Here is a 26,300-nt window from a genome sequence, read left to right as displayed (position 1 = left end):
CTTTTCCACTTACAGATTGCTATGGGTTCTCCCGTCTTCAGGAGAGGGAGGTTTTCACGAACGGCAGCCGGCGGATGGAACCCGGCTGGCGGACGCCGCGGATCTCCACGAAGAGCGGCGTACCGACCTTGGCATACTCGCGCAGCACGCTGCAGGTGCCGACCGGCTCCTGGAGGGTCGGCGAGAGGGTGCCGCTGCAGACCCGGCCGATCTCCTCTCCCCCGGCGCTGAAGACCGGGCATCCCTGGCGCGGCAGGGCGCGGCCGTCGAGCGCGAAGCCGGCGACCGAACGCTTCGGATCGGCGTCCACCTTCAGGCAGGCATCCCGGCCGATGAACTCCCCCTTGTCGAGCTTCACCACCCATTTCAGGCGGGCTTCGAGGGGGTTGGTGTCGCGGTCGATCTCATGGCCGTAGAGCGAGTAGCCCATCTCGAGGCGCAGGGTATCTCGCGCTCCGAGGCCGATCGGCAGGATGCCCTCTTCCTTTCCGGCTTCGAGCAGAGCTTCCCAGAGCGGGACGGCCATGGCGTTGGGGACCGCGATCTCGACGCCGACCTCTCCGGTGTAGCCGGTGCGGGCGACGACGATCTCAGCGCCCCGGAACTCCGCCTTGCGGAAGTGGAACGAACCGAGAGTCTCGGCGTCGACTGCAGGAAGCGCCTTTCGGAGCACCCCGAAGGCCTTCGGGCCCTGGAGTGCGATGAGCGAGAGCTCCTGAGAACGGTCCTCAAGCTCGACCCCGTCGAACGCTCCGACATGCTCCCGGAACCACTGGTAATCCTTCTCGCAGTTTCCGGCGTTGACGATGATGAAAAAGGTCTCGCTGTCGATACGGTAGATGATGAGGTCGTCGACGATGCCTCCGTCGGGATAGAGCATCACGGTATACTGCGCCTGGCCGTCGACGGCGCGGCCGAGGTCGTTGGTGGTCATGTACTGGAGGAACTCCAGGGCGCGCGGGCCCCTGACGGAGAAGTTGCCCATGTGCGAGACGTCGAACAGGCCCGCGCCGCTGCGCACCGCCTTGTGTTCGGCGATGATGCCCGAGTACTGGACCGGCATCAGCCAGCCGCCGAAATCAATGATCCTCGCCCCGGCCTTCTCGTGCCAGGGATACAATGCTGTTTTTTTCATGTACTTCATCTTCTGGTGTTGGCCTCACGGAACTGCGCCGTTCAGGCTGCAGGCGCCGGGGCCTGAACCTGCGGTCACTCAATATACGAATCCGCAGCGCATGGCGAAGAGGGCGCCGAACTTTTCACGTGGAGGCTTTCGGCCGGCGGCGACGGGTCTTCAGGGGCTTGCAGAGCGCGTCCTTCTTTCTTGCTGCGCGGGCGCAGCGGCGGCAGACGAACCGGGCGCCGCCCTCCCGCGCCAGCAGCTCCGCGTGGCGCTCCGTCTCCTTTTGCGCGAGCCGGCATAGCTTCTTCATGATCCCTCCTTCAGCTCCGGATGCGGTCGCTGAGCTCGTTGCGGTCGCCGGACTGGATCGGGAAGTGGCTCTCGAGCAGCCTGCCGCACTGCTCGACCGCAGCAGACAGGGCTCCGGCGGCATCCGCCCCCCTGATGCCCCGGACGATCCCTTCGACCACTCCCGTCCATGCACCCTCGTCCACCTTGTCGTTGATACCGCGGTCGGCCACGACACGGACCATCCGTTCGAAAAGCGAAATGTAGATCAATACGCCGGTACGGCCCTCGGTGCCGGTGATGCCCTTTTCGTAAAAGGCGGCGAGGGAGGCCCGCCCGACGGCCTCCTCCATCTCCGCCTTCCGGGCCAGCAGGCGCCGGAGGGAAGGCATGCGCACGAGCAGCTCATGGAAGGCGACGAAGAGGGGAACGAAGAGCGAGAGGAACGCCCACATGCCGTCACCGCCCAGGAAGTGGGCGGACGCCACGGAAAGCGCCATCGAGGAGAGCAGGGCCCCGACCATCGCCTGGTGGCGGTAGCGGGCGCTCGACTCTACCACCATCACGACGATCTCGCCGGAGGTCCGCGTCTCGGCGGCCCTGATGCTCTCCTCCACCTTCCGCCTCCCTGCTTCGCCGAGAAGCCTCGTTACCGGATCGTTTGCCATGCTCCTGTCGATGGGTTTATGCAGTTGACTCAGCCTCACCAGTTCCCGGAGGCGCCGCCTCCGCCGAAACCGCCTCCACCGCCTCCGAATCCGCCTCCGAAACTCCCGCCGCCGAAGCTTCCGCCTCCGCCGTAGTAGCCCCCCGGGCCGCCGAAGATGAAGGGTCCTCCGCCTCCGCTGCGGCGGTTGAAGAGACCGCTGAAGTAGATGAAGAAGAGCACCAGCATGAGCAGCGGCAGCGATACCCGCCCGCCCTTGCCGTTCCCGCGGGAATCAGCCCGGTACTCCCCGTGCACGGCGGCGATGATGGAGGCCACCCCGCGGCGGAACCCCTCGTCGATGCGCCCGGCGCGGAAGAGCGGCACCATCTCGTTCTGGACGATACGCCCCGCCACGAGGTCCGTCAGGCTCCCCTCCAGGCCGTAACCGACCTCGATGCGCAGCTTCCGGTCGTCACGCGAGGCGATGAGGAGCACGCCGTTGTCCTTCCCCTTCCGGCCGATCTTCCATCGCTCCGCGACCCTGATTGAGAACTCCTCGATGGAGTCCCCCTCGAGCGAGGGGACGGTGAGGAGCGCCACCTGGGTCGACTCCTCGCGCTCGAGACGCTCGAGGGCCCGCTCGATGGCGCTGCGCGTCGCGGGCGAGATCATCCCGGCATAGTCGTTCACCCTGCCGGCAAGCGCGGGAACCTCGAGGGCGTGGAGGAGCGGGGAAGAAAAGGCGAAGAGAAGGACGAGCAGACCCGAAGTCCTCCGGAAAAGGGCCTTCATGCTGCTCGCGGTTCGGGTGGCGGGGGCGCGTCCTGTCCTCAGAATTTCACCTCCGGCAGCGCCCTGGAGCTTTCGTCGGCCTTGAAATACTCCCTCGGCTTCAGCTTCAGGAGCATCGAGTTGGTCAGGGAGTTGGGAAAGCGGCGGATCGAGTAGTTGAGACTCTCCACGGCACCGTTGTAGCGCTGGCGGGCCACCGCGATGCGGTTCTCGGTTCCCTCAAGCTGGTTCTGCAGGTCGCGGAAGTTCTGGTTGGCCTTGATCTCCGGATAGCGCTCGACCGTCACAAGCAGGCGGGAGAGGCTCTGGGAGAGCGCGCCCTGCGCGCTCTGGAAACGCTGCATGGCGGCCGGGTCGCTGAGCATCTCGGGCGTCAGGCTCACCGAAGAGGCCTTCGCGCGCGCCTCGACGACGGCCGTGAGGGTCTCCTTTTCGAAGTCCGCCGCTCCCTTCACCGTGGCGACGAGGTTCGGCACGAGGTCTGCACGGCGCTGCAGCTGCGACTCGAGGTCGCCCCATGCGCGGTTGACGGCTTCGTCACTCTGCTGGATGCTGTTGTATCCGCACCCGGAAAGGGAGCTGAAGAAGAAGAGCACCGCCAGGAGCTGCATCGGACGGCTGAACATCGGTTTCATGCGGGAAGTATTCATGGGGAGTATGGGGTTAGACAGGTTCAGGGTTCGGTTTGATAAACAGTTCATAAGCACAGTCCGTTCAGCTGATAAGCCGCTCGACACTGAAGACGCCGGCGACCCGGCGCAGCTTCTCCATGAGGACACTGAGCTTTTCGGTGTTGCGCACGTAGACCATGACGGTACCGACGAACATCCCGTCGCGGGCGTTGAGCGACATGCTGCGGATGTTGGTGTCGGACTTCGACATGACCGAGGTGAGCTGGCTGGTGATGCCGATGCGGTCTTCGCCGACGATGCGGATGCCGGCGAGGAAGTCGGTCTCCACCTTCCGGTTCCATGACACGGAGACCACCCGCTCGCTCTTCTGCAGGTTCTCGTTGCTGACGTTGACGCAGTTCTTGCGGTGGATCTTGACCACACCCTCGGCCGTCACGAACCCGATGACGTCGTCGCCCGGCACCGGCTGGCAGCATTTGGCGTAGGCGTAGGCGATGTTGTTCATACCGGCGATCGTCACCTCGTCCTTGCGCTTCGAGGGTTCCTTGCGGTCCTCGGGGGCCTCGCGGGCGGTGCGCAGGTACTCTTCGAGCTGCGCCTGCTCCTCGCGGACCTCGTGATGCTCCGGCTCGCGCTGATCGCTGGTGACGCGCCGCATGACCTCCTCGCCGTTGATCTGCTGGCTGGCCAGCGCGCTGAAGAAGTCCGCAGGAGTCTTGATGCCGTAGCGGCGGGCGTAGCGGACGATGTCGTTGTCCGAGAGGAGCTTCTTGGTGCCGGAGAGCATCTTCTCCCACATGCCGCGGCCCTTCTCGATCTGCAGGCGGCGCTCCTCGTTGATGGCCGAACGGATCTTCAGCTTCGCGCGGTGGGTCACCACCAGCTTCAGCCAGTCCGCCCTCGGCTGCTGGTTCTTCGAGGTGATGATCTCGACGCGGTCGCCCGACTTGAGCTCGGCATTCAGCCGCACGATGCGGCCGTTGACCTTGGCGCCGATGCAGCCGTTGCCGACCTCGGTGTGGATGGCGTAGGCGAAGTCGATCGGGGTGGCCCCGGCCGGCATCGTCTTCATGTCGCCCTTCGGCGTGAAGACGTAGATCTCGTCGTGGTAGAGGTTGAGCTTGAAGCCCTCCATGAAGGCGGCAGCGGAATCGGCGTCCTTGATGAGCTCGCGCGCCCAGCGCAGGAACGAGTCGATGCTGGCGTCGTCCTTGCTGATCTTCTCCTTGTAGCGCCAGTGGGCCGCCACACCGAACTCGGCGAACTCGTGCATGCGCCGGGTGCGGATCTGCAGCTCGATCATGTTGCCCCTGGGGCCGATGATGGCCGAATGGAGCGACTGGTAGCCGTTGTGCTTGGGTATGGAGATGTAGTCCTTGAAGTGCTGCGGGACCGGCGGATACTTCTGGGTGATGAAACCGTAGACGGCGAAGCAGTCGGCGATGCGCTCCGTGTCGATGATGACGCGGATGCCGTAGAGGTCGTGGATGTCCTCGTAGGTCTTGTTCTTGTTGCGCATCTTGTTGTAGATCGAGAACAGGTGCTTGGCCCTGCCCTGCACCTCGACCTGGAACCCCTGCCGCTCGAGGTCCAGGCGGATGGGGGCGATCATCTTGTTGAGGTAGCCGACCCGCTCGCCGCGCGAGAGGCGGACCTTCTGCTGGAGGAACTCGTACATCTCCGGATCGATGTACTTGAGGGCGAGGTTCTCGAACTCCACCTTCATCTTTCCGAGACCGAAGCGGTGGGCAAGCGGGGCGTAGATGTCGCGGGTCTCGAGGGCGATCTTCAGCCGGCGGTGCTCGGGAAGCGACTCGAGCGTGCGCATGTTGTGCAGCCGGTCGCAGAACTTGATGAGGATCACGCGGATATCCTTGACCATCGAGAGCAGCATCTTGCGGAACCCTTCGGCCTGCGTGGTCTCCCGGTTGATCATGATCCCCGAGATCTTCGTCAGCCCCTCGACGATGTCGGCGACGTCAGAACCGAGCTCGGCGGAAATGTCCTCGTAGGTGTAGCCGCTGTCCTCGATCACGTCGTGCAGGAGCGCGGCGGCGACCGAGACGCCGTCGAGCGGCAGCTCGTTGAGCAGGATCGTGGCGACCTCGACCGGATGGTAGAAATAGGGCTCGCCGGAGGCGCGCTTCTCCCCTTCGTGGGCGCGGTAGCACATGAAGAACGCCCGCTGGATCAGCGACTCGTCGACCTGCTTGAGGTTCTGGCGCGCGAGGCGCAGGATGTCGTGGAGTTTCTGGTAGTGCTCCTTTTCTATCTGGGCCAGCATAGCCTCTAACGCTCCGTTGGAATCTGGTGGTATGGGATCAGGAGAAGGAAGGAGTCCCCTCCCCCTCCTACTCTCTATAAAACATTATTCATCCATAACAAAACAATGGCGGAAGAAAAAAGAGCGCGGCCTCAGCCGCCGCCCGCCTGCTCCCCTCCGGTTGCACCCTCCCCGCGCTCTTCGAGCCGCACGATCTCGTCGCGCAGGTAGGCCGCCTTCTCGTACTCCATCGACTCGGCGGCACGCTGCATCTCGAGCCGGAGCTCGGCCGACATCGCCAGGCGCTCTTCGGCGCTCATGGAGTCGAGCACGCCCGAAAGCAAGCGTTCGGGACGGGGTTCGAGGCCGAAGCGCCTGCGGCGGTAGCGCTCTTCGGCGTCGGCGACGCTCGTCGTGTCGAGGATCTCCTCGACCGACTTCTGGATGGAGCGCGGGGTGATGCCGTGCTGTTCGTTGTACTCCTTCTGGATCCGGCGCCGGCGCTCCGTCTCGTCCAGCACCTCCCGGATCGAGCGCGTGATGGTGTCGGCGTAGAGCACGACCGTGCCCTCGACGTTGCGCGCGGCACGGCCGGCGATCTGCATGAGCGAGCGCGTATTGCGCAGGAACCCCTCCTTGTCGGCGTCGAGGATCGCCACGAACGACACCTCCGGCAGGTCGAGTCCTTCGCGCAGGAGATTGACGCCGACGAGCACGTCGATCTCCCCGGTGCGCAGCTCGCGCAGGATCTGCATCCGCTCGAGGCTCTTGATCTCGGAGTGGAGGTAGCGGCACCGCACGCCGGCCTTGCGGAGGAAGTCGTTGAGGTCTTCGCTCATGCGCTTGGTGAGCGTCATGACGAGCGCCTTCTGGCCGCGCCCCGTGTGGCGGCGGATCTCGGCAAGGAGGTCGTCGATCTGGCCCTTGACGGGACGCACCTCGACCGGCGGGTCGAGCAGCCCGGTCGGGCGCACCACCTGTTCGACGACGACGCCGCCCGAACGCTCCAGCTCCAGATCGCCCGGCGTGGCGCTGATGCAGATCACCTGCGGCACCATCTCCTCGAACTCCTCGAAACGCAGCGGGCGGTTGTCGAGCGCCGAGGGCAGGCGGAAGCCGTGCTCGACGAGGATGGATTTGCGCGAACGGTCCCCGCCGTACATGCCGCGGATCTGCGGCAGGGTGACATGCGACTCGTCGACCACCACCAGGTAGTCCTCAGGAAAATAGTCGAGCAGGCAGTAGGGCCGTTCGCCGGGCTTGCGTCCGGCGATGTGGCGCGAGTAGTTCTCGATGCCGGAGCAGTAGCCGAGCTCCTTCATCATCTCGAGGTCGTAGCGGGTGCGCTCCTCGAGCCGGCCCGCCTCGACGAACCGCCCCGCTTCGCGCAGCTCGTTGAGCCTTCCGGCCAGCTCGTCCTCGATCTTCAGCATGGCGCGCCGCAGCTGCTCCTCGCCGGCGACGAACTGCCGGGCGGGATAGATGAAGGCGTAGGGGTCGCTGCCGAGGATCTCCCCGCTCGAGGGGTCGAAGGTCTGCAGGCTCTCGATCTCGTCGCCGAAGAACTCGACGCGCAGCGCGAGCTGGTCGTAGGCCGGCACGAGATCGACGATGTCGCCGCGGACCCGGAACTTTCCGGATCCCGGCTCCACGTCGTCACGCACGTAGTGGAGGGAGACGAGCTCCTGGAGGAACTGGTCCCGCTCGCGCCGCATGCCGGTGCGCAGCTCGATGATCTGGCTCTTCCACTCCTCCGGCGAACCCAGTCCGTAGATGCAGCTGACCGAGCTGACCACGATCACGTCGCGACGGCCGCTGAGCAGGGCGCTCGTCGCCTTCAGCCGGAGCCGCTCGATCTCGTCGTTGATGCGCAGGTCCTTGGCGATGTACTTGTCGATGGAGGGGAGGTAGGCCTCCGGCTGGTAGAAGTCGTAGTAGCTGATGAAGTACTCGACGGCGTTGTCCGGGAAAAACTGGCGGAGCTCGCCGTAGAGCTGCGCGGCCAGCGTCTTGTTGTGGCTCATGACGAGCACCGGGCGTCCGGCCCGGGCGATCACGTTCGAGATGGTGTAGGTCTTGCCCGATCCGGTCACGCCGAGCAGCGTCTGGAACCGGCTGCCCTGGCGCAGCCCCTCCGAAAGCTCCGCGATCGCCCTCGGCTGGTCGCCTGCCGGCTCGTACGGGCTTCTCAGCCGGTAGATGCCCTGTTCCTCGCCCGTGCCCTCTCCACTCTTTGCCACTCGCTGTTCCTGCTGGATAGATGATGTTCGGGGCCGCTCCGCAAAATCCGGAATCCGGCCGTTTGTTCCGTAATAAAAGAACTATTCCGGTCAATTGTTAGTTCTTCATCCCGATATGCGATATCATTGAAGATAGCCCGCCACCGGGATCCGGCTGATGCCGCGCCCCATGGTGACTGAAGCCACACGGATACGGTTGCAATTATGCCCCATAAATCCCATTTTAATTTTTCACCCCGAAGAGCTGCCGACCGTTCCGTGCAGGGCATACTCGTTTCTCTGCTCGCCGCCGGGGCCATCCTCCTCTTTGTAACCTCCTGCAAGCCGACTATGAACAGCACCGCCGACACCCCTGGCCTCCCCTACCGGACCATATCCGGAGACTCCCTCCACACCAGGATATATACCCTCAAAAACGGCCTCACCGTCTACATGAGCCCCTACCGCGACGAGCCGAGGATCTACACCTCCATCGCCGTCCGGGCCGGCAGCAAGAACGACCCGGCAGAGACCACGGGCCTGGCCCACTACCTCGAGCACATGCTCTTCAAGGGGACCGACTCGATCGGCTCGCTCGACTACGAGAAAGAGCACCGGGAGCTCGAAAAGATCTCCGAGCTCTACGAACAGTACCGCGCGGCCGAGGATCCCGAAAAGCGGGCCGCCATCTACCGCGACATCGACAGCGTCTCGAACGTTGCGGCCAGCTACGCCGTGCCGAACGAGTACGACAAGCTGCTCAACTCCATCGGCGCGCAGGGCACCAACGCCTACACCTGGGTGGAACAGACCGTCTACCTCAACGACATCCCCTCCGACCGTCTCCTGCAGTGGCTCACGATCGAGGCCGAACGGTTCCGCAACCCGGTCATGCGGCTCTTCCACACCGAACTCGAAACGGTGTACGAGGAGAAGAACATGACGATGGACAGCGACAGCCGCAAGATCTGGGAGAACCTCTTCGCCGGGCTCTTCAAGAAGCACACCTACGGCACCCAGACCACCATCGGCAGGGCGGAGCATTTGAAGAACCCCTCCATCAAGAACGTCATGGACTACTACCGCACCTGGTACGTACCGAACAACATGGCGCTCTGCATCGCAGGGGACTTCGACCCCGACGAGACCATCCGCCTCATCGAGAGGAAGTTCTCGGTCCTCGAGCCGAAGGAGCTGCCGATTTTCGTGCCGCCCGTCGAAGCGCCGATCAAAAAACCCGAAGTGGTCCGCGTCAAGGGACCCGAAGCCGAAGAGGTGGTGATCGGGTACCGGTTCGGAGGGGTCAACACCCGCGACGCGGACATGCTCACCCTGCTCGACAAGGTGCTCTACAACCAGACGGCGGGGCTGATAGACTTGAACCTCAACCAGAAGCAGCGGGTGCTCGACGCCGGCTCCATGCTGGTGCTGATGAAGGACTACTCGGCCCACATCCTCAGCGCCAAGCCGCGTGAGGGCCAGCAGCTCGAGGAGGTGTCCACTCTCCTGCAGGAGCAGGTCGAGCGTCTGAAGGAGGGCGACTTCCCCGACTGGCTGCTCGAAGCCGCCGTGAACGACCTGCGCATCGAGCAGCTCAAGCTCTACGAAAGCAACCGCGGCAGGGTCGAGGCCTATGTCGACGCCTTCATCTGGGGCATGGACTGGCAGCAGTACAGCTCGCAGATCGATCGGCTCGGAAAGATCACGAAGGAAGAGCTCGTCGACTTCGCACGCGAGCACTACCGCCGGAACTACGTCGAGATCCTCAAGGAACACGGAACCCCGAAAAGCGAAGCCAAGATCCAGAAGCCCCCGATCACCCCGCTGAAGGTCAACCGCGACACACTCTCTTCGTTCGCCGGCGAGCTGCTCGCCATGGAGTCGAAAGGCACCGAACCGGTCTTCCTCGACTACCGGCGCGACATCCGCTTCGAAACGGTCGCCGAGGGCGTCGAGCTCCGCTATGTCGAGAACCGGGAGAACGACCTCTACTCGCTCTACTACGTCTTCGACACCGGCAAGAACCACAGCCGCAACATCGAGTTCGCCCTCGACTACCTCTCCTACCTCGGCACCCCGGAGCTCTCCCCGGAAGAGTTCAGCCGCGAGCTCTACCGGCTCGGAACCAGCTTCTCGGCCTTCACCTCCGAGAACTTCGTCTACCTGAAGCTCTCGGGCCTCAGGGAGAACTTCCCGCAGGCGCTGCGGCTGCTCGAAACGCTCCTCACCAGCGCAAGCCCCGACCCCGAAGCGCTCCGCAAGCTCAAGGACGGCATCCGCAAGGAGCGCTCCGACGACAAGCTCTCCAAGCGCAAGATCCTGTTCGAGGCCATGGCGAACTACGGCAAGTACGGCCCGCGCTCCCCGTTCACCAACGTGCTTTCGGAGAGCGAGCTCGAAGCCCTCACCCCCGAAGAGCTCCTCCTGGAGGTCCGCACCCTCATGCAGTACGGCCACCGGGTGCTCTACTACGGGCCGGAGCCCGAAGCAGAACTCCTCAGGGAACTCAGGGCGGTGCGCCGCTACCCGGACAAAGCGGAGGCCCCGCCCTCGGCGGACCCGTTCGAGGAGCTCGAGCAGACGGAGAACCGGGTCTACGTCGTCGATTACGACATGACGCAGGCCGAGGTGATCATGCTGACGCGCGACGAGCGCTACGACCCGAAAGAGGTGCCGCTCATCTCACTCTTCAACGAGTATTACGGGGGAGGAATGTCGTCGGTGGTGTTCCAGGAGCTCCGCGAAGCCAAGGCGCTGGCCTATTCGGTGTTTTCCGTCTACCGGACCCCGAAGCAGAAAGGAAAACATAATTATATTTTCAGCTACATCGGCACACAGGCCGACAAGCTGCCGGAGGCGCTCGAAGGCATCGGAGGGCTGATGCAGGAGCTGCCGGAGTCGCCGGAGCTGTTCGCTTCGGCCAAGAGCGGCATCCTGCAGAAGATCTCGAGCGAGCGGCTCACCCGCACCGAGGTGCTCTTCAACCATGAGGACGCCATACGGCTCGGCCTCTCGCACGACATCCGCAGGGACGTCTACGAAGGGGCGGGGAAGATGACGCTGGAAGAGGTGAAGCGATTCCACGACCGTCATTTCCGGAACCGGAAGCATGTGATGCTGGTGCTCGGCAAACGCGGAGAGCTCGATATGGAGACGCTCAGAAAGTACGGCGAGGTCCATGAGCTCTCGCTTGAAAACATATTCGGGTACTGAGTCCAGCGCATGAAAATCCTCGACCGCTACATCCTCCTGCAGTTCCTGAGGACCTTCCTCTTCACGAGCCTCACGTTCCTGTCGCTCTTCACCCTCATCAACATGGTGGAGAACCTCGACGGCTTCATGGACAAGGGTCAGGGGTGGGGAGCCATCTTGCAGTACTACCTCTTCGCCGTACCGCAGATCCTGCTGATCACCTCGCCCGTCAGCTCGCTTTTGGCATCGATCCTTGTGGCAGGAAGGCTCGCCGTCTCCAGCGAGCTGCCGGCCATCCGCTCGGCGGGCATCGGCATGGGCCAGCTGCTCTACCCCTTCATGATCGGCGGAGCGCTCATCAGCGGCCTGAACCTCATGAACTCGTTCTGGCTGGCTCCGGCGACGACCTTCCGCAACAACGACTTCGAACGGCGCTACCTCAACAAGCAGCAGAAGAACGACCTGGACAGGAGCCGCAACCTCCACATTCTCGAACCGGGCGAGCGCATCGTCACGCTCGGCCTGCTCAATCCCGACATGCGGAGCGCCGACGACGTCTCGATCGAACAGTTCGGCCCCGAGGGCGTCGTCTCGAGGCTCGACGCCGACTCGCTCGGCTACAACCGGGAGAGCGGCGAGTGGGTGCTGTCGAATGTCTCGGAGCGCACGTTCGAGGGCGGCAGGGAACGGTTCAGCTCCCTCAGCCACCTCCCCGTCCCCCTCACCCTCACCCTCAAGTCCCTCGCCGAACTGAACCTCCGCCCCGACGAGATGAACATCAACAGCCACTGGGAGTACCTCTCGGAAAAGAAACAGGCGGGGTTCGCGGGGCTCGAGCGCAGCTCGGTGAAGCTGCACACCAAGTTCTCGCTCCCCTTCGCATCGCTCATCATCATCCTCATCGGCGTGCCGCTCTCGGCCAAGAAGAAGCGGGGCGGGCTGGCCACCGAAATCGGCATCAGCCTCTTCGCGGGGTTCCTCTTCCTCGGCCTCCAGAAGACCATCGCCACCTTCGGCTACAACGGCGTCATGCCGCCGATCCTGTCCGCCTGGCTGCCGAACCTGCTCTTCCTCGGCGTCGGCTACGCCCTCTACCGCTACTCGCCCGACTGAGCCCATGCAGGAGCAGCCGCCCCTCATCGCCCTCCTCACCGACTTCGGCCTGGAGGACACCTACGTCGGGCAGATGAAGGCCGCCATCCTCTCCATCACCCCCCGGGCCCAGATCATCGACCTCACGCACGCCGTCCCCCCGCAGGACATCGTGCAGGGTGCGTTCCTGCTCGAGCGGGCCCTTCCCGTGCTGCCGGAGGGGACCGTGGTCGTCGCCGTCGTCGACCCGGGCGTCGGAACTGAGCGGAAAGCCATTGCCGTCGAGTCGGGAGGCCGCATCTTCATCGGCCCCGACAACGGGCTCTTCACCCCGATACTGGAAAAGCACGAAGTCGGCGCCGCTGTCGAAATCACCGAGCGGCGCTACATGCGCCCGCTCAGAAGCAGCACTTTCCACGGACGGGACATCTTCGCCCCGGCGGCGGCCCACGCCGCCTCAGGTGTTCCGATCGCCGAGCTCGGCAGCGCGATTATGCAGGAGGAGTGCCGGCGCATCCCGATGCCCGGAGTGCGGCCCGTCGACGGAAAAACAGGGTGGGAAGGGAGCGTCGTCTTCCGCGACCGCTACGGCAACCTCGTCACCTCGATCCCTTCGGAGCTGGCGGGAGAAGAAGCAGCGTGGAGGGTGGTCCTTTCGGACGGCACCGCCGTTCCGCTGCTCGGCACCTACGGGGAAGCCGGGGAGGGAGAGGCGCTCGCCTACCGGGGAAGCTTCGGGAACCTGGAGATCGCCGTCCGCAACGGCAGCGCCCACGATCGCTTCGGGCTCGGGCGCGGGGACCTCGTGCGCCTGGAGCGCGGCTGAGCCGTTCATTCCATTCACCTCATAACGCCAGGATCTCGACAATGAACAGAGAACAGGTCAGATGCAAAACAGAAGCCGATACCACAATGCGGCCTGAAGAGCTTGCCCACGCCACGAGCCACACGAAAACGGCTGCAGCGGAAGAGGCGATCAACCCTCATCTCACCCAAAATGAATGGCAGCTGAAAAGCATCGAAGCAGGACTGGAAGACGCGAAGGCAGGAAGGGTCATCGACAGCGAAGCCCTCTTAAAAAAGTGGGAGAAACGGTTTGAAAACAGTCTGGACTGAAGAGGCTCAGCGGCGCAGGATATGCTTGCTGACGGCTCCGGCATCGTGCATGTCGCCAGCCGCTGGGTGACTGGCCGCACGTGCAGTGCAAATGAACTCTTCCATGCCTTCCCCGTCTCTCGACTTATCAGGCTTCTCTCTGTTTGCGCTTCGGCTCCAGCTTGATGACCAGGTCACAACCGACGGCCTCGGCATACTTCCTCAACGTGGAAATGGATGGCGCATGCTTGCCCCCTGACTCCAACCTCGAAATCGCGCTCTTCGTCGTCCCGATCTTGTTTGCAACGGCCTCCTGAGTCATCCCAGACTGCTGACGTGCGGAAAGCAGCTCGCGTATCAATGCATATTTCGGCTCAAGAGCCTCATACTCCCTGCGAAAGGCTTCATCTTGAAGATCCTTACGGATTGCCTCCTTGACGTCATAGCGTACGGGCTGATACTTCAAATCTTCCATTACCGGACCTCCTCCAATCTTTTTCTTGCCAACCTCATCTCTTTCAGCGGCGTTTTCTGGGTTTTCTTGATGAAGGCATGCAACACAATAATTTTCTTCCCCTTGACATAGCAGTAGAATGCCCTGCCGATTCCATCCCGACCCTTCGGCCTCATCTCAAACAGCCCTGACCCGAGAGCTTTCGTGTTAGGCATCCGTACCTGGGGACCATATTCTGTCAACAGCAACGAAATGCGCCGATAATCCGCCTTGACGCTCACGGGCCATCCACTGATGGTCGCCTCGATACTCGGATGGAAATATTCAATATCGAAACCCATACGAGAAGTTAGCAATTACGAGAACCATCTAAAAACAAAAAAGGCCGTTCCGGCATTGTCTCCGTAACGGCCTTTCCTGTTGTTATGCCGGCGGACGCTCTCTCCTACCCGCCGATGTACTCCTTCAGCACCTTGCTGTAGGCCGACTGGCGGAGGCGGCGGATCGCCTTCTCCTTGATCTGGCGGACGCGCTCGCGCGTGAGCTTGAACTTCTCGCCGATCTCCTCGAGGGTGAGCGGGTTGTCCATGCCGATACCGAAGTAGGACTTGATGACGTCGGCCTCGCGGGGAGCGAGCACCGAAAGGGAGCGCTCGACTTCGAGCGTGAGCGAGTCGCGGTTCAGCCCGTGGTCGGGCAGGTGGCCGTCGTTCTGCAGGACGTCGAGCAGGCGGTTGTCGTCGCCCTGGGCGAACGGAGCGTCGACCGAGACGTGCCGGCCGGCGATTTTGAGCGTGTCGGCGACATCCTGCGAATCCATGTCGAGCAGGTTGGCCAGCTCCTTGGTGTTCGGGTCGCGCTCGTACTCCTGCTCGAGCTGGCTGTAGGCCTTGCTGATCTTGTTCAGGGTTCCAACGCGGTTGAGCGGCAGGCGCACGATGCGGGACTGCTCGGCCAGCGCCTGCAGGATCGACTGGCGGATCCACCAGACGGCGTAGGAGATGAACTTGAAGCCCCTCGTTTCATCAAAGCGCTTTGCCGCCTTGATGAGGCCGAGGTTGCCCTCGTTGATGAGATCCCCGAGCGTCAGGCCCTGGTTCTGGTACTGCTTCGCGACCGAAACGACGAAGCGGAGGTTGCCCTTGATGAGCTTGTCGAGCGCGCGCTTGGCACGCTTGTACTCCGTGGTGTCGACCGGCATGTCGAAGCCCTCCTTGATGGCCTTCGTCAGCCGCACCTCGTCGTCCGCCGTCAAGAGGTCGTACTTGCCGATCTCCTGCAGGTAGCGGTCGAGCGACAGGCTCTCGCGGTTGGTGATCTGTTTGCTGATTTTAAGCTGCCTCATAGAAACTCTTTCCCCCTCGAATGTTCGCTTGTGTTGAACCGGCGCGGCCGGCATCCGTGGAAGCCGGCAAAATTACAATATAGTCTCTCGTTGGATAAACCAAAAAGCCGATTTTCCCGATCAGGAATCGCCCTCAGTCGCTGAGCACGTCCAAGTTGCCCTCCAGCTTCACGAGCCCCGCCTTCGCATCGGCGAGTTTCTCGCGTTCCTTCTCCACTACCTCTCTGGGAGCATGGTCGGCAAAACCGGAATTGGAGAGCTTCTTTTCGAGCTGGGCGACATAGCCCGTCACCTTTTCGATCTCTTTCTGGAGCCTTGCGCGTTCCTTCTCGAATGATATCAACCCCTCGAGCAGCATAAATAGTTCGTGGCCGTCGACCACCGAGGCGGCGGCGTGCGCCGGCCGGGGGCCTTCGAGCTGCAGCGACGGCTCGCACTGGCCGAGCTGGGCGATGTAGGCGAGCCCGCCCTCCACCGCTTCCAGGGCGTCGGCGCCGGAGGGTTTCAGGCGCACCTCGGCGCGCATTCCCGGTGGGACGCCGAAGAGCGCCTTGAGGCTGCGCACCTCGGTGACGAGCTTCTGCACGAGCTCGAAGGCGCCGTCGCCAGAGACACACCCGGAAGGCCGGGGGAGGCTCGAGGAGGCGATGCTCTCGGCCTCGGTGCGCGGCAGGATCGAGTGCCAGATCTCCTCGGTGATGAAGGGCATGACCGGATGGAGCGCCTGGAGGGTGCCCTCGAGCACGTGGACGGCGAGGGCGACGGCACGCCGCGCCTCCTCCGGCGGGCAGCCCTCCCGGAGGGTGACTTTCAAGGCCTCGAGGTACCAGTCGCAGTAGTCGCCCCAGAAGAAGTCGTAGACGGTCTTGACGATGTCGTTCATGCGGAACTGGGCGAATGCCGAGTGGTAACGCTCGAGCATCGCATCGAAGGAGGAGAGGATCCAGCGGCCGGCGAGGTCGAAGGACTCTTTCGAGGGGTCGAACCCTTCATAGTAGGCGGCAAACTCCTCCATCCCCCCGAAATGCTTCTCGCGTTGCATGAAGACGAGGCGCGAGGCGTTCCAGATCTTGGTGGCGAAGTTCCGCCCGAGCTCGCACTTCTCCTCGCCGAAGAGCACGTCCTGGCCGAGCGGGGCGATGTAGATGATGGTGAAGCGCAGGGCGTCGGTGCCGTACGTGTCGATCACCTTCAGCGGGTCGGGCGAGTTGCCGAGCGACTTGGAGAGCTTCCGGCCCTTCATGTCGCGGATGATGCTGGTGAAGTAGACGTCCCGGAACGGCACGTCCCCCTTGAAGTACATGCCGGCCATGATCATTCTGGCCACCCAGAAGAAGATGATGTCGGGGCCGGTGACGAGCGTCTGGGTGGGATAGAAGGCCCCGAGGTCCGCATTGTCGCTCTTCGGGCCGGTCCAGCCGAGCGTGGTCAGCGGCCAGAGCCAGGAGGAGAACCAGGTGTCGAGCACGTCCTCGTCCTGCACCAGCTTGTCGGTGCCGGCAAGGCGGCAGGCCTCGTCGTACGAGTCGGCGACCCATACCTGCCCCTCGGGGTCGTACCAGGCGGGAATGCGGTGCCCCCACCAGAGCTGGCGGGAGATGCACCAGTCCTGGATGTTCTCCATCCAGTGGCGGTAGGTGTTGATCCAGTGCGGGGGGTGGAAGCGGATTTCACCATCGTTCACCACCCTCAGCGCGTCTTCGGCAAGCGGCTTCATCTTCACGAACCACTGCTCCGAGAGATAGGGCTCGACCACCACGTCGGCCCGCTCCGAGTATCCCACGTTGTGCTCGTAGTCCTCGACGCGGTCGAGATGGCCGAGCTCCTCGAGGTCCAGGATGATCTTCTTGCGGGCGTCGAACCGGTCCATGCCGCGGTAGCCGAACTCGTCGGTCATGCGGCCGTCCCTGCCGACGACCGAGATCACCGGGAGGTTGTGCCGGCCGGCGACGGCGTAGTCGTTGGGGTCGTGGGCCGGGGTGATTTTCAGCGCGCCGGTTCCGAACTCGATGTCGACGTAGTCGTCGGCGATGACGGGTACATGGCGGCCTGCGATCGGGACGACGACCATCTCGCCGACGAGGTCGCGGTAGCGCTCGTCGTTCGGGTTGACGGCGATGGCCACGTCCGCCAGGATCGTCTCGGGCCGGACGGTGGCGATGGTAATCGAGCGCGAGGGATCCTTTGCGAGCGCGTAGTTCACGTAGACCAGCTGGTCGCGGCGGGGCTTCATCGTCACCTCTTCGTCCGAGAGCGCGGTCTGCGACACCGGGCACCAGTTGATGATCCGCTTGCCGCGGTAGATGAGCCCGTCGCGGTAGAGCGCGACGAAGGCGCTGACGACCGCTTCCGAGGCCCCTTCGTCCATCGTGAAGAGGTTGCGCCTCCAGTCGCAGGAGATGCCGAGCCGCTTGAGCTGGCGCACGATCAGCCCGCCGTACTCCTCCCGCCACTGCCAGACGTGCTCGAGGAAATCCTTGCGACCGAGGTCGTGGCGGCTTATCCCCTCCTTGCGGAGCTTCTTCTCGACGACCGTCTGGGTGGCGATGCCGGCGTGGTCGGTGCCGGGAAGCCAGAGGGCCTCCTTGCCCGACATGCGGCTGTAGCGGATGAAGATGTCCTGCAGGGTGTGGTTGAGGACGTGGCCGAGCGTCAGGCTGCCGGTGACGTTGGGAGGCGGCATCAGCACCGTGTAGGGGGTCCGGCCCCCTTCGAGCACCCGGGAGTGCTCGGCGTGGAAGGTGCCGAGCTCCTCCCAGCGGGAGCTCTGCCAGCGTGCTTCGACGTCGGCGTGGCTGTAGGTCTTTTCGAGGTTGAAGGGTGTCTGGGGCGTGCTCCGGGGGGCGTGCTCTTCGCTCATGTTCAAGGCGGGGAATCGGTTATGCTGGTACTGTGTTCTCTCTCTTGCTTCCGGGCTCAGTCCTTCTTCTCGGGAGCAGGACGTTTCTGGAACACCTGGTCGATGATGCCGTACTGGAGGGCCTCCTCCGCGTTCATCCAGCGGTCGCGCTCGGAATCCTCCCGCACCTGCGCCACGTCGCGGCCGGTATGCTTGGCCATGATCTCCTCGAGCAGGCGGCGGATCTTCTCGATCTCGCGGGCCTGGATGATGATGTCGGTCTCCTGGCCCTGGGCGCCGCCGGAGGGCTGGTGGATCATGATGCGCGAGTGCGGCAGCGAGGCGCGCTTGCCCTTCTCTCCGCTGGCGAGCAGGAAGGCGCCCATGCTGGCGGCCATGCCGACGCAGACGGTCGAGACCTGGGGGCGGATGTACTGCATGGTGTCGTAGATGCCGAGGCCGGCCGATACGCTGCCGCCGGGAGAGTTGATGTAGATGTAGATATCGCGCTCGGGATCCTCCGACTCGAGGAAGATCAGCTGCGCCATGATGAGGCCGGCGACATGCTCGTCGATGCCCGTGCCGAGGAAGATGATGCGCTCGCGCAGCAGGCGGGAGAAGATGTCGAAGGAGCGCTCGCCGCGGCCGGAGGTCTCGATGACCATCGGCACGAGGGTGCTCTCGATCCCCTGTTCTATGGCGCCCGAGTAGAGCTTGCGGGCGTGGTGGTCGAAGCCGAAGTTGATGTTTGCCATTGTCGGTATGGGCTTTAGGTGGTCGATAAAAACGGGGACCGCCCCTTCGTTCCGGGGCAGAGGTTAGGGAAGATACACAGTATCGTGAAGAAACGGAAACCCGAGCGCCGTCGTTCCCCCGCCCCCTGCAAAATGAATCGCGCTCCCCTTGCAACTTCCTCCTGGATCTGGCCGGCCGTTACGCCAACAGCGCTCGAACACACCACGTCCCGGCCGCGCTGCTCACGCCCGCATGGTGGGTTCCGCCTCCCTCTGGAACACGCGCGTTTCCAAGCAACCGACGAAACGCCAAGACGGCCAAGAGGTTCACGAGAAGCTCCGCTGCCCCATATTGGAACAATACTGCGTAGTTTCGTATATTAACCGCCCCAACGGCACCGACGACACTTCGTAAACAACCCTTGCCGCATCAAGCGATATGCATTATCCCGTTCTACGCGCCCCCGTCCTGCTTTTGTTCCTGCTCCTGCTCCTGCCGGCCTGCCTCTCATGGCCGAGCGCCGCCGAGGCCCTCACCTTCGACTTCGACTTTCTCGGAACAAGCAGCACCGAAGCCAACAGTGCATTCACAGCGGCCGGCGACATCTGGTCCTCCTGGCTGACGGACGACGTCACCGTCTCGATGCAGGTCGGCACGGCCACCCTCGACCCCAACATACTCGGCCAGTCCGGCAGCGCCAGCATAACCACGTCGTATTCGGGTACCTACGACCTCCTGAACCTCGACCAGTCGAGCACCTACGACGCCACCGCCGTCTCCTCGCTCTCCACCACCAACTGGTTCAACATGTACGTCAACCCCGGCGACGCCACCGCGTATGTCGACAGCAAAGTGAACCCGCTCAGCAGCGACGCAAACCTCAACAACACCTCGATCTACCTGACGACGGCCAACGCCATGGCCCTCGGCTACGACCTCAGCGCCTACACCGGGTACGACGCCGCCATCACCTTCAGCGACAGCTTCAGCTGGGACTACGACCCCTCGGACGGCATCGATGCGGGATCCTACGATTTCGTCGGCGTCGCCGTGCACGAAATCGGCCATGCGCTCGGCTTCGTCAGCGGAGTCGACTTCCTCGACGGCACCACCTACACCGAGAACGACATCCTGGCCACCTCGCTGGACCTCTACCGCTATTCCGACGAGAGCCTGGCGGAGGGTGTGATCGACATGACGACAAGCGAAACGGAGAAGTACTTCTCGATCGACGGCGGAGAGACGGAGCTCGCCTTGCTCTCGACGGGGGTGACCGATGGCGACGGCGACCAGGCAAGCCACTGGATCGACGACGAGGGGATCGGGATCATGGACCCGACCGCGGCGGCCGGCGAAGAGCTCTATTTGACCAGCACCGACCTCATCGCCATGGACGTCATCGGATGGGACGTCGACTGGCTGGCCTACTCCTCAAGCGCCGCCCCCGTCCCCGAACCCTCCGCCATCGCGCTGACGGCGGTCGGCTGCACCCTCGTCATGGCCGCCAGACGCAGAAGGGCGGCCTCCCCGGCATAACGGCACCATCCCCGACAATTCCAACAAACCGACCCATTACCATGAACAAATCCGCAGGCAAATCCGCATGGCTTTTCCTCACGGCGCTCCTCTTCATCGCAGGCTGCTCGTCGGGTTCCGAGCACGAAACGAACAAACGGATCGCCGCCGAGGTCAACGGCGTCGAAATCACCAAACGCGAAGTGGACTTCCAGTTCGAGCGGACCCGCAACGGCAGGACCCTGCCGGACTCCGTGGCCGTGCTGCAGAAACGCCGGATCCTGGCGGGCATCGTGCGCGCCGAACTGCTCGCCCAGGAGGCCAGGAACATGAAACTCGACCGAACGCCCGAGTTCGTCATGGCGACCCATACCCTCAACCGCACCATGCTTTCAGGCCTGGCCGAGCGCGAGATCGTCGAGACGGTCCCGGAGCTCGACCAGTCCGAAAAAGCCGCCATCGTCACCCGCAACCCCGACATCTTCCTGCGCCGCAAGGCGATCTTCTACGAAGAGGCGGTCTTCCCGGTCCCGGACGCCGCCATGCTGGGGCCGCTCGACCGGGCCGCCACGTCGGGTTCATCCTTCCGGGAACTGCTTGCGATGCTCGAGGCCAAGAAGATAGGCTACCGCCGCCAGGTAAAACTCTCACGCACCGACGCGATTCCGGCCGCGCTGCGCAACGTGCTGCTCAACGCTGAACTCGGCCGGCCGAAGATCATGCTCGTCAACGACAAGGTCGGCGTCATCCTGCTGAAGCGCTACGTGGCGGCCGACCCCCTGAAGGGCGAAGCGGCCGTCCAGATGGCTGGAGCAGGCGGGCTGAAGGCGAAACAGGCCAGGGCGTTTTCGGAGAGGATGCAGGAGATCGTCAACGGTTCGGAGATCACCTATTACGACGAGTACTCCCCCGACTCCTCCCTGGCCGCCGCAGCGGGTCTCCTGCTGCCGCAGAAGAACGAGCAGCAGATCGCCGCCAGGAACATGCGCCGGCTGAAGGCGGCGGCGGCCATCGGCGCCGCCTTCCTGCTCGCCATGATGCTCCTGTCGGCCGCCGTGCGCGTACTCAAGAAGAAGACATGGCTCCCCTTCAAGAAAAACGCCCCGCACCACCAGAACCCGCTCGACCAGCGGAGAGCAACCCCGCTCGACCGGACGGCGGTGTTCCTCGCCGGCGTCGTTGCCTCCGGAGCGATCGGGCACATGCTCCTGACGCTGTCCCCCATTGCCCCCTGGTGGGTGCTCGCCCTCGGAGCACTGGCCGGCCTGCTGCTCGGAGTGGGCGGAAGCTACCTCTTCGCCCTCTCCCCGCTCGGCCCCCTGACGAAGAAGCGGCGCACACTCCCCCTCCTCGTGCTGCTCCTGCTGCTGGCCATGAGCGCCCTCGTCACCAAACTGGCCCTGCACGCCTAAACACACAAAAAGCCCGCCGGGACTCCCCCGGCGGGCTTTTCCTTTCGTAGCGGAGAGAGAGAGCCCTCCCCCTCTGCGGACCCTACCGCCCGCCGAGCTTCCGAAAGGCCTCACAGCCCTGCCGGAAGCCGTTCCGGCAGGCTTCGGCATACCACGCCATCGCCTTCCCCATATCCCGCCGCACCCCCTGGCCGCGCTCATAGGCCACCCCGAGGTTGTACTGCGCAAGGACGTAGCCCTGCTCGGCCGCACGCCGGAACCACCGCACCGCCTCGGAATAGTCCCGCTCCACCCCGTACCCGGCGGCGTACATCAGCCCGAGATTGCCCTGGCCGTAACGGTTCCCCCGGGCGGCGGAGAGCCGGTACCAGCGCACCGCCTCGAGCGCACTCGCCTCGACGCCCTGGCCGTACTGGTACATCACCCCGAGGTAGTTCTCGGCGTCGGCGTCCCCCTGTTCGGCCGCAAGCCTGAACCACATCAGGGCCTCGGCATAGTCCTGCCGGACCCCCTCCCCCTCGTAGTACGTCCGCCCGAGGCTCGAGAGCGGGGAGAGGCCGCCCTGAGCGACGTCCAGCCGCTGTCCCTGATCCTCAAGGCCGGGCGCCGGGGCGGCCGATCCCGCCGACGGTGCCAGCAGCCCCGCCGCCAGCGCGGCAAGCACGGCCACGGCCCGGAACCGGCGCCATATCGTTCGTCTTCTCTGCCTGGATTGCTTCATGGAGATAGGATACGACATTTACGGACAAAAAAAAGGGGCGCCCCGATTTTCGGAGCGCCCCCGTAAGGATTAGCGTCGGAGCTCAGTTCCTTTTTACTCTCCTGCGCTCATTGGAGCCATCCCCGTCCTGATCCGAATCGGCCGGAGCGCCGCTATCGTCGCCGGCGGACTCGGTGGTTTCGACGGACTGCTCTTCAGCACCCGCTTCCGCCGTCGTTCCCGTGTCGGCCGACTCGCCAGTCTCGGCCGGAGCGGGTTCGGACGTCGAGGTCGTGCCGCCGTCCGTCGTGCCCGTGGCGCTGTCGCTCGACGTGCCAACGGTTCCGGTATCGGAGGTCGACGTCGTACCCGTATCCGTCGTACCCGTGGCCGTTGACGTCGTACCCGTATCCGTCGTACCCGTCGACGTCGACGTTGACGTCGTACCCGTATCCGTTGTGGTCGTGGTCGACGACGAGGTCGTGCTCGTGCCCGTCGTCGACGACGAGGTCGTGGAGGGGCTGGAGGTCGTCGTGGTCGTCGTGGGAGTCGTTGTTGTGGTCGTCGTGGGAGTCGTGGTCGTGGTCGTTCCGCCGGACACATAGGAGCTGCCGCTCTGGATCCAGTTCACCGATGCCCCGCCGGTGCTGACGGTGTTGGTGGAAATAGAGGTGGTGATCGAGGTCGTGACGTTGTTCGAGGCGTTGCCGCTGAGATCGGCGAGGCCGTCGGCGGGAGCCGCGGCCATGAGCGCCGCCCCGGCAAGGGTTCCGGCAAGAAGATGCTTTCCGTTCATGGTGCGAGAGGAGTTGGGGGTTAAGGTCGGCCGCTTAGAACAGGAACCCGACGCCGAGGCCGCCGATGAGGCGCACACCGTCACCGGAATAGTCCGTGAGGTCGGCCAGGCCGAGCGTGAGCGAGACCGGCGTGGTATCGTTGATGAGGAAGGTCTTCGCGGCGCCGGCGTTGAGGTTCACGCCGTTCCAGTCGGCGACGACGTTGAAGGCGTCGAACAGCTCGTAGGAGACGTTGCCGAATACCGCCGTTCCCCGGCTCCCCTTTCCTCTCGCCTCGTCGAGCGGGCTCTTCTTGCTGAAGCGCCCGTTGCCGACGCCGATGCTGTAGTGCAGCTTCGAGGTCATGGTGCGCCGGTTCAGAAGGGTGTTGCAGCGGGTGAGGCCGCGGCTGACGACGACGTAGTAGCTCGCGCTGCCGTCGGACTGGGCCTCGTCGGAGATGAGTATGTTCTCGCCGCCGATCGCCACCGAGGTGGACGAACCGATGTAGCGGTGCAGGACCGCGGAGAGGGAGAACAGGTCGAACTCGCTGAGGTCGAGCACGTTGGCGCTGACCTGCAGGCCGACCTGCTTGACGGGGTTGCCCAGGCCGACGCCGAAGGCCATGCCCCCATCCGCTCTGTCGGCGTAGGGCGCCGGACTGGTGCCGCCGATGCCGACGAAGGCGCTGCCGAAGGCCGCACCCCAGCCGACGGGGGTGGTGAGCGACTTGCCGTGGATGTTGGGAAGGGCGACTGCCGGCGCATTGACGACGGCTTCGTCGGCCTGTGCCCGGCCGGCCGGGTGCAGGAGGAAGGCCGCGGCCATAAGGAGCGGCAGGAGCGAACGGTTCAGTACTTTCATCTGTGGGGGAGGGGGGTTCGAAAGCCGGGCGCCCGGACGAGCCGGATGCGATAATCCAGTACGGGAAACCTACGAAATTTTCCGGCACACTTGCAACCCTGCCGGAAAGATTGCCTAGCGCAGGCAGCGGACCGAGAACCCCGTGCCGAGCGGCACCCCGATGCGCTGCACCTCTGCGTCGAAATAGCCGAGCCGGTAGGCCCACGCCCGCCCTTCGCCCGAAAGGGTCGAGGACCAGAAATACCCGTAGGCCTGACGGTGCTCGTCCTGGCCGTACATGTCGCGCATGCCGGCGGGGAGGGCCGAGAACCCGCTGCTGTTTTTCACCCCGGCATTGGGATACATCCAGTGGGTCCAGCCGGCGGCCTTGAGCCGGCCGCCGCACGTAGCGCGGCCGCCAAGCTCCTCCATCATCGCCTGCATCTGCAGGTCGGTCGGCAGCCGCCACCCTTCCGGAGCGAGCCCCCGGGGATCCTGGAGCGCATGACCGTTGTAGAGCGGACCGTACCCGCCGGCGTCGGCCCGCTCGCCCTCGTACCAGCACATCGCCGCCACCCCACCCTTCGCCATGGCGGCCCACTCGGCGGCATCATCGGCCACCGGGATCTCCTCGCCGTTCCGGAAGCGCAGCGTCGAGAGGTTTTCCCCCATCCACTCCTCATGTCCGATCCGTACACTCATATCTCAAGCCTCCCGGGTTGCGTTGCTGTGTCGTGTCTCTCTCTCTCTCTGCATCTGAGGCGCTCATGCTCCAAGGTCGCGCACGCAACGCACCGACATGGCGGACTGCAGGACCGCTCCCAGCCGCTGGACGCCGGGATCCGCATAGGAGAGCCGCCTCGACCAGAGATGGGAGGCGTTCATCGGCGTCGACGACCAGTAGTAGCCGAACGAGCGAAGAAAATCGAAGCCGCCGTAGCGGTTGCGCATGCCGCCGGCAAGCCCCCCGAAATGCACCCCGTCCCGCGCATTGTAGTTCTCCTCCTTCCAGAGCCGATCGCAGCTCTTCTTGAGGTTGCTGCCGGCGTACTCCCGCCCGCCGAGCCCGTCGACGAGCTGCTGCCAGTCGGCATCGGTCGGGATCCGCCACCCCTCCGGGGCGAGCCCCCGCGGGTCCGTCACCGCATGGGCGTTGTAGAGGCAGCCGAAGAGCTCGCTGAGCCCTTCGTCGTTGTCGTAGCAGCACATGGCGGGCCGGTCGGCCTCGATCCACGCCGAGCCGTCGGTGACGAGCTCGATCGGGTCCCCGTTCCGGAAACGACGCACCTGGAGGTTCTCGGCCATCCACTCCTGGCGGCCGACGACGATGGTCGGAGGCGGGCCCTCCGGCCGCCGCGGGCCGTCCGGCTGGTGCGGACGCACCAGCATGCTGCTACCTGCCGCAACGAATGCAAGCTTGATCATAGTCGACTCTTTCCTTCCTTCGGTATTCTCTGCCGCAACGGCCGCCTCTACAGCATGCCGATGCTACCATCCCAATAGTAACACCTGAACGCAACGCAGCCAACACACAAATGCTCAAATTTCCTCAACGGCCCGGCACCGCAATCAGCCGGGCGCCAACGGGGCGGTGAAGGCGTAGCCCAGCCCGTGGGAGGTCTTCAGCGGCAGGATCTCCCCCGGCACCGCCTCGGCCGCCTTCTTGCGCAGACGGTAGACCAGCGACTCGATCGCGCGGAGCCCGTGCTGGCTGTGGGGATACTCGAGCGCCCCGAGCAGCTCCTTCCGCCCTACCACCTCCCCTCCGGCCGCACCGAGGAGGCGCAGCATCTCGAACTCCTTCGAGGTGAGGTTGACCTCCTCCCCGCCCGGAGCGATGAGCACCCACTCGTCGCGTTTCAGCCGCCAGGCGGGGCCGGCGGGGTCCGCCTGGCGGCCGCCGAGCTTTGCGACGGCCTCGGCAAGCTCCTGCAGATCGACCGGCTTGACGAGATAGATCTCCGCACCGGCCTCGTAGCCCATCCGGCGGTCGTCCATCGAGGAGCGCGCCGTGAGCATGACGACCCGAACGCGGGTATTCTGCCTCAGGTAGCGGGCAAGGACCAGCCCGTCCTGGTCGGGAAGGGAGAGGTCGAGAATCGCCACATCGAACTCCCCGCCGTCGATCTCGCGGTAGAAGGCCAGGGCCGAGCCCACCTTCGTGACCCGGAACCCCTCCAGGGCCAGGTACTCCTCGATGCAGAAGGCAAGGTCGAAATCGTCCTCGACGAGCAGCACCTTCAGCCCGGCACCGCCCCCTTCCGCCGCATGTGCTTCATATCCCATGGAAATATCCGCTTAGGGGTTGCTTGTTCCTCTTCCCTCCAATATAACGC

General features: G+C 64.2%; 24 protein-coding genes. 7 read left to right on the top strand and 17 right to left on the bottom strand.

Translation table 11 applies throughout. From position 1 onward, the window contains the following. Positions 1 to 37: 37 nt before the first annotated feature. The 7 genes from gcvT to uvrB form a co-directional block, all read right to left on the bottom strand. Positions 38 to 1,135: a glycine cleavage system aminomethyltransferase GcvT gene (gene gcvT / locus E0L29_RS06865; protein WP_131356777.1), complete on the bottom strand. Its 1,098-nt coding sequence runs from the start codon at positions 1,133 to 1,135 to the stop codon at positions 38 to 40. 124 nt (positions 1,136 to 1,259) lie between these two features. Next, complete coding sequence (locus tag E0L29_RS11525) at positions 1,260 to 1,433, bottom strand: hypothetical protein (protein ID WP_165498848.1); 174 nt, start codon at positions 1,431 to 1,433, stop codon at positions 1,260 to 1,262. 10 nt (positions 1,434 to 1,443) lie between these two features. Then, the gene (locus E0L29_RS06860) at positions 1,444 to 2,079 is read right to left on the bottom strand and encodes a hypothetical protein (RefSeq protein ID WP_131356774.1); all 636 of its coding nucleotides are present in this window, start codon (positions 2,077 to 2,079) and stop codon (positions 1,444 to 1,446) included. A 35-nt stretch (positions 2,080 to 2,114) separates the two neighbouring features. Then, on the bottom strand, positions 2,115 to 2,852 hold the full coding sequence (locus tag E0L29_RS06855) for a TPM domain-containing protein (RefSeq protein ID WP_131356771.1): 738 nt from the start codon (positions 2,850 to 2,852) through the stop codon (positions 2,115 to 2,117). A 38-nt stretch (positions 2,853 to 2,890) separates the two neighbouring features. Continuing rightward, entirely contained in the window at positions 2,891 to 3,478 is a 588-nt protein-coding gene (locus E0L29_RS06850) for a LemA family protein (RefSeq protein WP_165498853.1), read from the bottom strand. A gap of 88 nt (positions 3,479 to 3,566) precedes the next feature. Next, positions 3,567 to 5,768, bottom strand: coding sequence for a bifunctional (p)ppGpp synthetase/guanosine-3',5'-bis(diphosphate) 3'-pyrophosphohydrolase (locus E0L29_RS06845; RefSeq protein ID WP_131356768.1), 2,202 nt, complete (start codon positions 5,766 to 5,768; stop codon positions 3,567 to 3,569). A 131-nt stretch (positions 5,769 to 5,899) separates the two neighbouring features. Then, the gene (gene uvrB, locus E0L29_RS06840; protein ID WP_131356765.1) at positions 5,900 to 7,987 is read right to left on the bottom strand and encodes an excinuclease ABC subunit UvrB; all 2,088 of its coding nucleotides are present in this window, start codon (positions 7,985 to 7,987) and stop codon (positions 5,900 to 5,902) included. Positions 7,988 to 8,317: 330 nt separating this feature from the next. Here uvrB and E0L29_RS06835 point away from each other — a divergent pair, with 330 nt between their 5' ends. From E0L29_RS06835 to E0L29_RS06820, 4 genes are read left to right on the top strand one after another with little or no spacing between them, the layout of a single operon-like run. Further along, the gene (locus E0L29_RS06835; protein WP_242664310.1) at positions 8,318 to 11,179 is read left to right on the top strand and encodes an insulinase family protein; all 2,862 of its coding nucleotides are present in this window, start codon (positions 8,318 to 8,320) and stop codon (positions 11,177 to 11,179) included. Positions 11,180 to 11,188: 9 nt separating this feature from the next. Continuing rightward, complete coding sequence (gene lptG, locus E0L29_RS06830; RefSeq protein WP_131356759.1) at positions 11,189 to 12,271, top strand: LPS export ABC transporter permease LptG; 1,083 nt, start codon at positions 11,189 to 11,191, stop codon at positions 12,269 to 12,271. Between the two features lie 4 nt (positions 12,272 to 12,275). Further along, positions 12,276 to 13,076, top strand: coding sequence for an SAM-dependent chlorinase/fluorinase (locus E0L29_RS06825; protein ID WP_131356756.1), 801 nt, complete (start codon positions 12,276 to 12,278; stop codon positions 13,074 to 13,076). Positions 13,077 to 13,117: 41 nt separating this feature from the next. Further along, on the top strand, positions 13,118 to 13,366 hold the full coding sequence (locus tag E0L29_RS06820; protein ID WP_131356754.1) for a CopG family transcriptional regulator: 249 nt from the start codon (positions 13,118 to 13,120) through the stop codon (positions 13,364 to 13,366). 127 nt (positions 13,367 to 13,493) lie between these two features. Here the strand turns inward: E0L29_RS06820 and E0L29_RS06815 are convergent, their stop codons facing one another. The 5 genes from E0L29_RS06815 to clpP form a co-directional block, all read right to left on the bottom strand. After that, positions 13,494 to 13,820, bottom strand: a complete 327-nt coding sequence (locus E0L29_RS06815) for a helix-turn-helix transcriptional regulator (protein ID WP_131356752.1) — start codon at positions 13,818 to 13,820, stop codon at positions 13,494 to 13,496. Beyond that, positions 13,820 to 14,140 carry a type II toxin-antitoxin system RelE/ParE family toxin gene (locus tag E0L29_RS06810; RefSeq protein WP_131356750.1) on the bottom strand — a complete coding sequence of 107 codons (321 nt, stop codon included), beginning with the start codon at positions 14,138 to 14,140 and terminating at the stop codon, positions 13,820 to 13,822. The genes E0L29_RS06815 and E0L29_RS06810 overlap by 1 nt, the downstream gene beginning before the upstream one ends. Before the next feature lie 104 nt (positions 14,141 to 14,244). Next, positions 14,245 to 15,144 carry an RNA polymerase sigma factor RpoD/SigA gene (locus tag E0L29_RS06805; protein WP_131356747.1) on the bottom strand — a complete coding sequence of 300 codons (900 nt, stop codon included), beginning with the start codon at positions 15,142 to 15,144 and terminating at the stop codon, positions 14,245 to 14,247. A gap of 133 nt (positions 15,145 to 15,277) precedes the next feature. Further along, the gene (locus E0L29_RS06800) at positions 15,278 to 18,004 is read right to left on the bottom strand and encodes a valine--tRNA ligase (protein WP_131357107.1); all 2,727 of its coding nucleotides are present in this window, start codon (positions 18,002 to 18,004) and stop codon (positions 15,278 to 15,280) included. Positions 18,005 to 18,060: 56 nt separating this feature from the next. Then, positions 18,061 to 18,738, bottom strand: a complete 678-nt coding sequence (clpP, locus tag E0L29_RS06795) for an ATP-dependent Clp endopeptidase proteolytic subunit ClpP (RefSeq protein ID WP_131356744.1) — start codon at positions 18,736 to 18,738, stop codon at positions 18,061 to 18,063. Positions 18,739 to 19,156: 418 nt separating this feature from the next. Between clpP and E0L29_RS06790 the strand changes: the two genes are divergently transcribed. Continuing rightward, a complete protein-coding gene (locus tag E0L29_RS06790) occupies positions 19,157 to 20,254 on the top strand; it encodes an NF038122 family metalloprotease (protein ID WP_131356741.1) in 1,098 nt (365 codons plus the stop codon). Between the two features lie 41 nt (positions 20,255 to 20,295). Then, complete coding sequence (locus tag E0L29_RS06785; RefSeq protein ID WP_165498847.1) at positions 20,296 to 21,645, top strand: EpsD family peptidyl-prolyl cis-trans isomerase; 1,350 nt, start codon at positions 20,296 to 20,298, stop codon at positions 21,643 to 21,645. Positions 21,646 to 21,727: 82 nt separating this feature from the next. On the opposite strand, the gene E0L29_RS06780 is transcribed toward E0L29_RS06785, so the two are convergent. Continuing rightward, the gene (locus E0L29_RS06780) at positions 21,728 to 22,366 is read right to left on the bottom strand and encodes a tetratricopeptide repeat protein (protein WP_165498846.1); all 639 of its coding nucleotides are present in this window, start codon (positions 22,364 to 22,366) and stop codon (positions 21,728 to 21,730) included. A gap of 221 nt (positions 22,367 to 22,587) precedes the next feature. Between E0L29_RS06780 and E0L29_RS06775 the strand changes: the two genes are divergently transcribed. Beyond that, the gene (locus E0L29_RS06775; protein ID WP_207387760.1) at positions 22,588 to 22,950 is read left to right on the top strand and encodes a hypothetical protein; all 363 of its coding nucleotides are present in this window, start codon (positions 22,588 to 22,590) and stop codon (positions 22,948 to 22,950) included. A gap of 225 nt (positions 22,951 to 23,175) precedes the next feature. On the opposite strand, the gene E0L29_RS06770 is transcribed toward E0L29_RS06775, so the two are convergent. The 4 genes from E0L29_RS06770 to E0L29_RS06755 form a co-directional block, all read right to left on the bottom strand. Further along, positions 23,176 to 23,985: a hypothetical protein gene (locus tag E0L29_RS06770; protein WP_165498845.1), complete on the bottom strand. Its 810-nt coding sequence runs from the start codon at positions 23,983 to 23,985 to the stop codon at positions 23,176 to 23,178. Positions 23,986 to 24,099: 114 nt separating this feature from the next. Further along, a complete protein-coding gene (locus tag E0L29_RS06765) occupies positions 24,100 to 24,666 on the bottom strand; it encodes a fibrobacter succinogenes major paralogous domain-containing protein (protein ID WP_131356732.1) in 567 nt (188 codons plus the stop codon). 63 nt (positions 24,667 to 24,729) lie between these two features. Then, complete coding sequence (locus tag E0L29_RS06760; RefSeq protein WP_131356729.1) at positions 24,730 to 25,389, bottom strand: fibrobacter succinogenes major paralogous domain-containing protein; 660 nt, start codon at positions 25,387 to 25,389, stop codon at positions 24,730 to 24,732. Positions 25,390 to 25,533: 144 nt separating this feature from the next. After that, on the bottom strand, positions 25,534 to 26,250 hold the full coding sequence (locus tag E0L29_RS06755; protein ID WP_131356726.1) for a response regulator transcription factor: 717 nt from the start codon (positions 26,248 to 26,250) through the stop codon (positions 25,534 to 25,536). Between the last annotated feature and the right edge of the window lie 50 nt (positions 26,251 to 26,300).

This window comes from Chlorobium sp. N1 (assembly GCF_004332115.1).
In the GTDB taxonomy this organism is placed as follows: domain Bacteria; phylum Bacteroidota; class Chlorobiia; order Chlorobiales; family Chlorobiaceae; genus Chlorobium.
This window is presented reverse-complemented; position numbering and strand designations above follow the sequence as displayed.

Excerpts from the sequence above, each read along its gene's own strand:
- E0L29_RS06860 (WP_131356774.1), bottom strand. The coding sequence starts at position 2,079 with ATGGCAAACGATCCGGTAACGAGGCTTCTCGGCGAAGCAGGGAGGCGG.
- E0L29_RS06835 (WP_242664310.1), top strand. The coding sequence starts at position 8,318 with ATGAACAGCACCGCCGACACCCCTGGCCTCCCCTACCGGACCATATCC.
- E0L29_RS06815 (WP_131356752.1), bottom strand. The coding sequence starts at position 13,820 with ATGGAAGATTTGAAGTATCAGCCCGTACGCTATGACGTCAAGGAGGCA.
- E0L29_RS06765 (WP_131356732.1), bottom strand. The coding sequence starts at position 24,666 with ATGAGTGTACGGATCGGACATGAGGAGTGGATGGGGGAAAACCTCTCG.
- E0L29_RS11525 (WP_165498848.1), bottom strand. The coding sequence starts at position 1,433 with ATGAAGAAGCTATGCCGGCTCGCGCAAAAGGAGACGGAGCGCCACGCG.
- E0L29_RS06805 (WP_131356747.1), bottom strand. The coding sequence starts at position 15,144 with ATGAGGCAGCTTAAAATCAGCAAACAGATCACCAACCGCGAGAGCCTG.
- E0L29_RS06800 (WP_131357107.1), bottom strand. The coding sequence starts at position 18,004 with ATGAGCGAAGAGCACGCCCCCCGGAGCACGCCCCAGACACCCTTCAAC.
- E0L29_RS06760 (WP_131356729.1), bottom strand. The coding sequence starts at position 25,389 with ATGATCAAGCTTGCATTCGTTGCGGCAGGTAGCAGCATGCTGGTGCGT.
- E0L29_RS06825 (WP_131356756.1), top strand. The coding sequence starts at position 12,276 with ATGCAGGAGCAGCCGCCCCTCATCGCCCTCCTCACCGACTTCGGCCTG.
- E0L29_RS06845 (WP_131356768.1), bottom strand. The coding sequence starts at position 5,768 with ATGCTGGCCCAGATAGAAAAGGAGCACTACCAGAAACTCCACGACATC.
- lptG (WP_131356759.1), top strand. The coding sequence starts at position 11,189 with ATGAAAATCCTCGACCGCTACATCCTCCTGCAGTTCCTGAGGACCTTC.
- E0L29_RS06785 (WP_165498847.1), top strand. The coding sequence starts at position 20,296 with ATGAACAAATCCGCAGGCAAATCCGCATGGCTTTTCCTCACGGCGCTC.
- E0L29_RS06755 (WP_131356726.1), bottom strand. The coding sequence starts at position 26,250 with ATGGGATATGAAGCACATGCGGCGGAAGGGGGCGGTGCCGGGCTGAAG.
- E0L29_RS06790 (WP_131356741.1), top strand. The coding sequence starts at position 19,157 with ATGCATTATCCCGTTCTACGCGCCCCCGTCCTGCTTTTGTTCCTGCTC.
- E0L29_RS06855 (WP_131356771.1), bottom strand. The coding sequence starts at position 2,852 with ATGAAGGCCCTTTTCCGGAGGACTTCGGGTCTGCTCGTCCTTCTCTTC.
- E0L29_RS06780 (WP_165498846.1), bottom strand. The coding sequence starts at position 22,366 with ATGAAGCAATCCAGGCAGAGAAGACGAACGATATGGCGCCGGTTCCGG.
- E0L29_RS06850 (WP_165498853.1), bottom strand. The coding sequence starts at position 3,478 with ATGTTCAGCCGTCCGATGCAGCTCCTGGCGGTGCTCTTCTTCTTCAGC.
- E0L29_RS06820 (WP_131356754.1), top strand. The coding sequence starts at position 13,118 with ATGAACAGAGAACAGGTCAGATGCAAAACAGAAGCCGATACCACAATG.
- clpP (WP_131356744.1), bottom strand. The coding sequence starts at position 18,738 with ATGGCAAACATCAACTTCGGCTTCGACCACCACGCCCGCAAGCTCTAC.
- E0L29_RS06810 (WP_131356750.1), bottom strand. The coding sequence starts at position 14,140 with ATGGGTTTCGATATTGAATATTTCCATCCGAGTATCGAGGCGACCATC.
- gcvT (WP_131356777.1), bottom strand. The coding sequence starts at position 1,135 with ATGAAAAAAACAGCATTGTATCCCTGGCACGAGAAGGCCGGGGCGAGG.
- E0L29_RS06770 (WP_165498845.1), bottom strand. The coding sequence starts at position 23,985 with ATGAAAGTACTGAACCGTTCGCTCCTGCCGCTCCTTATGGCCGCGGCC.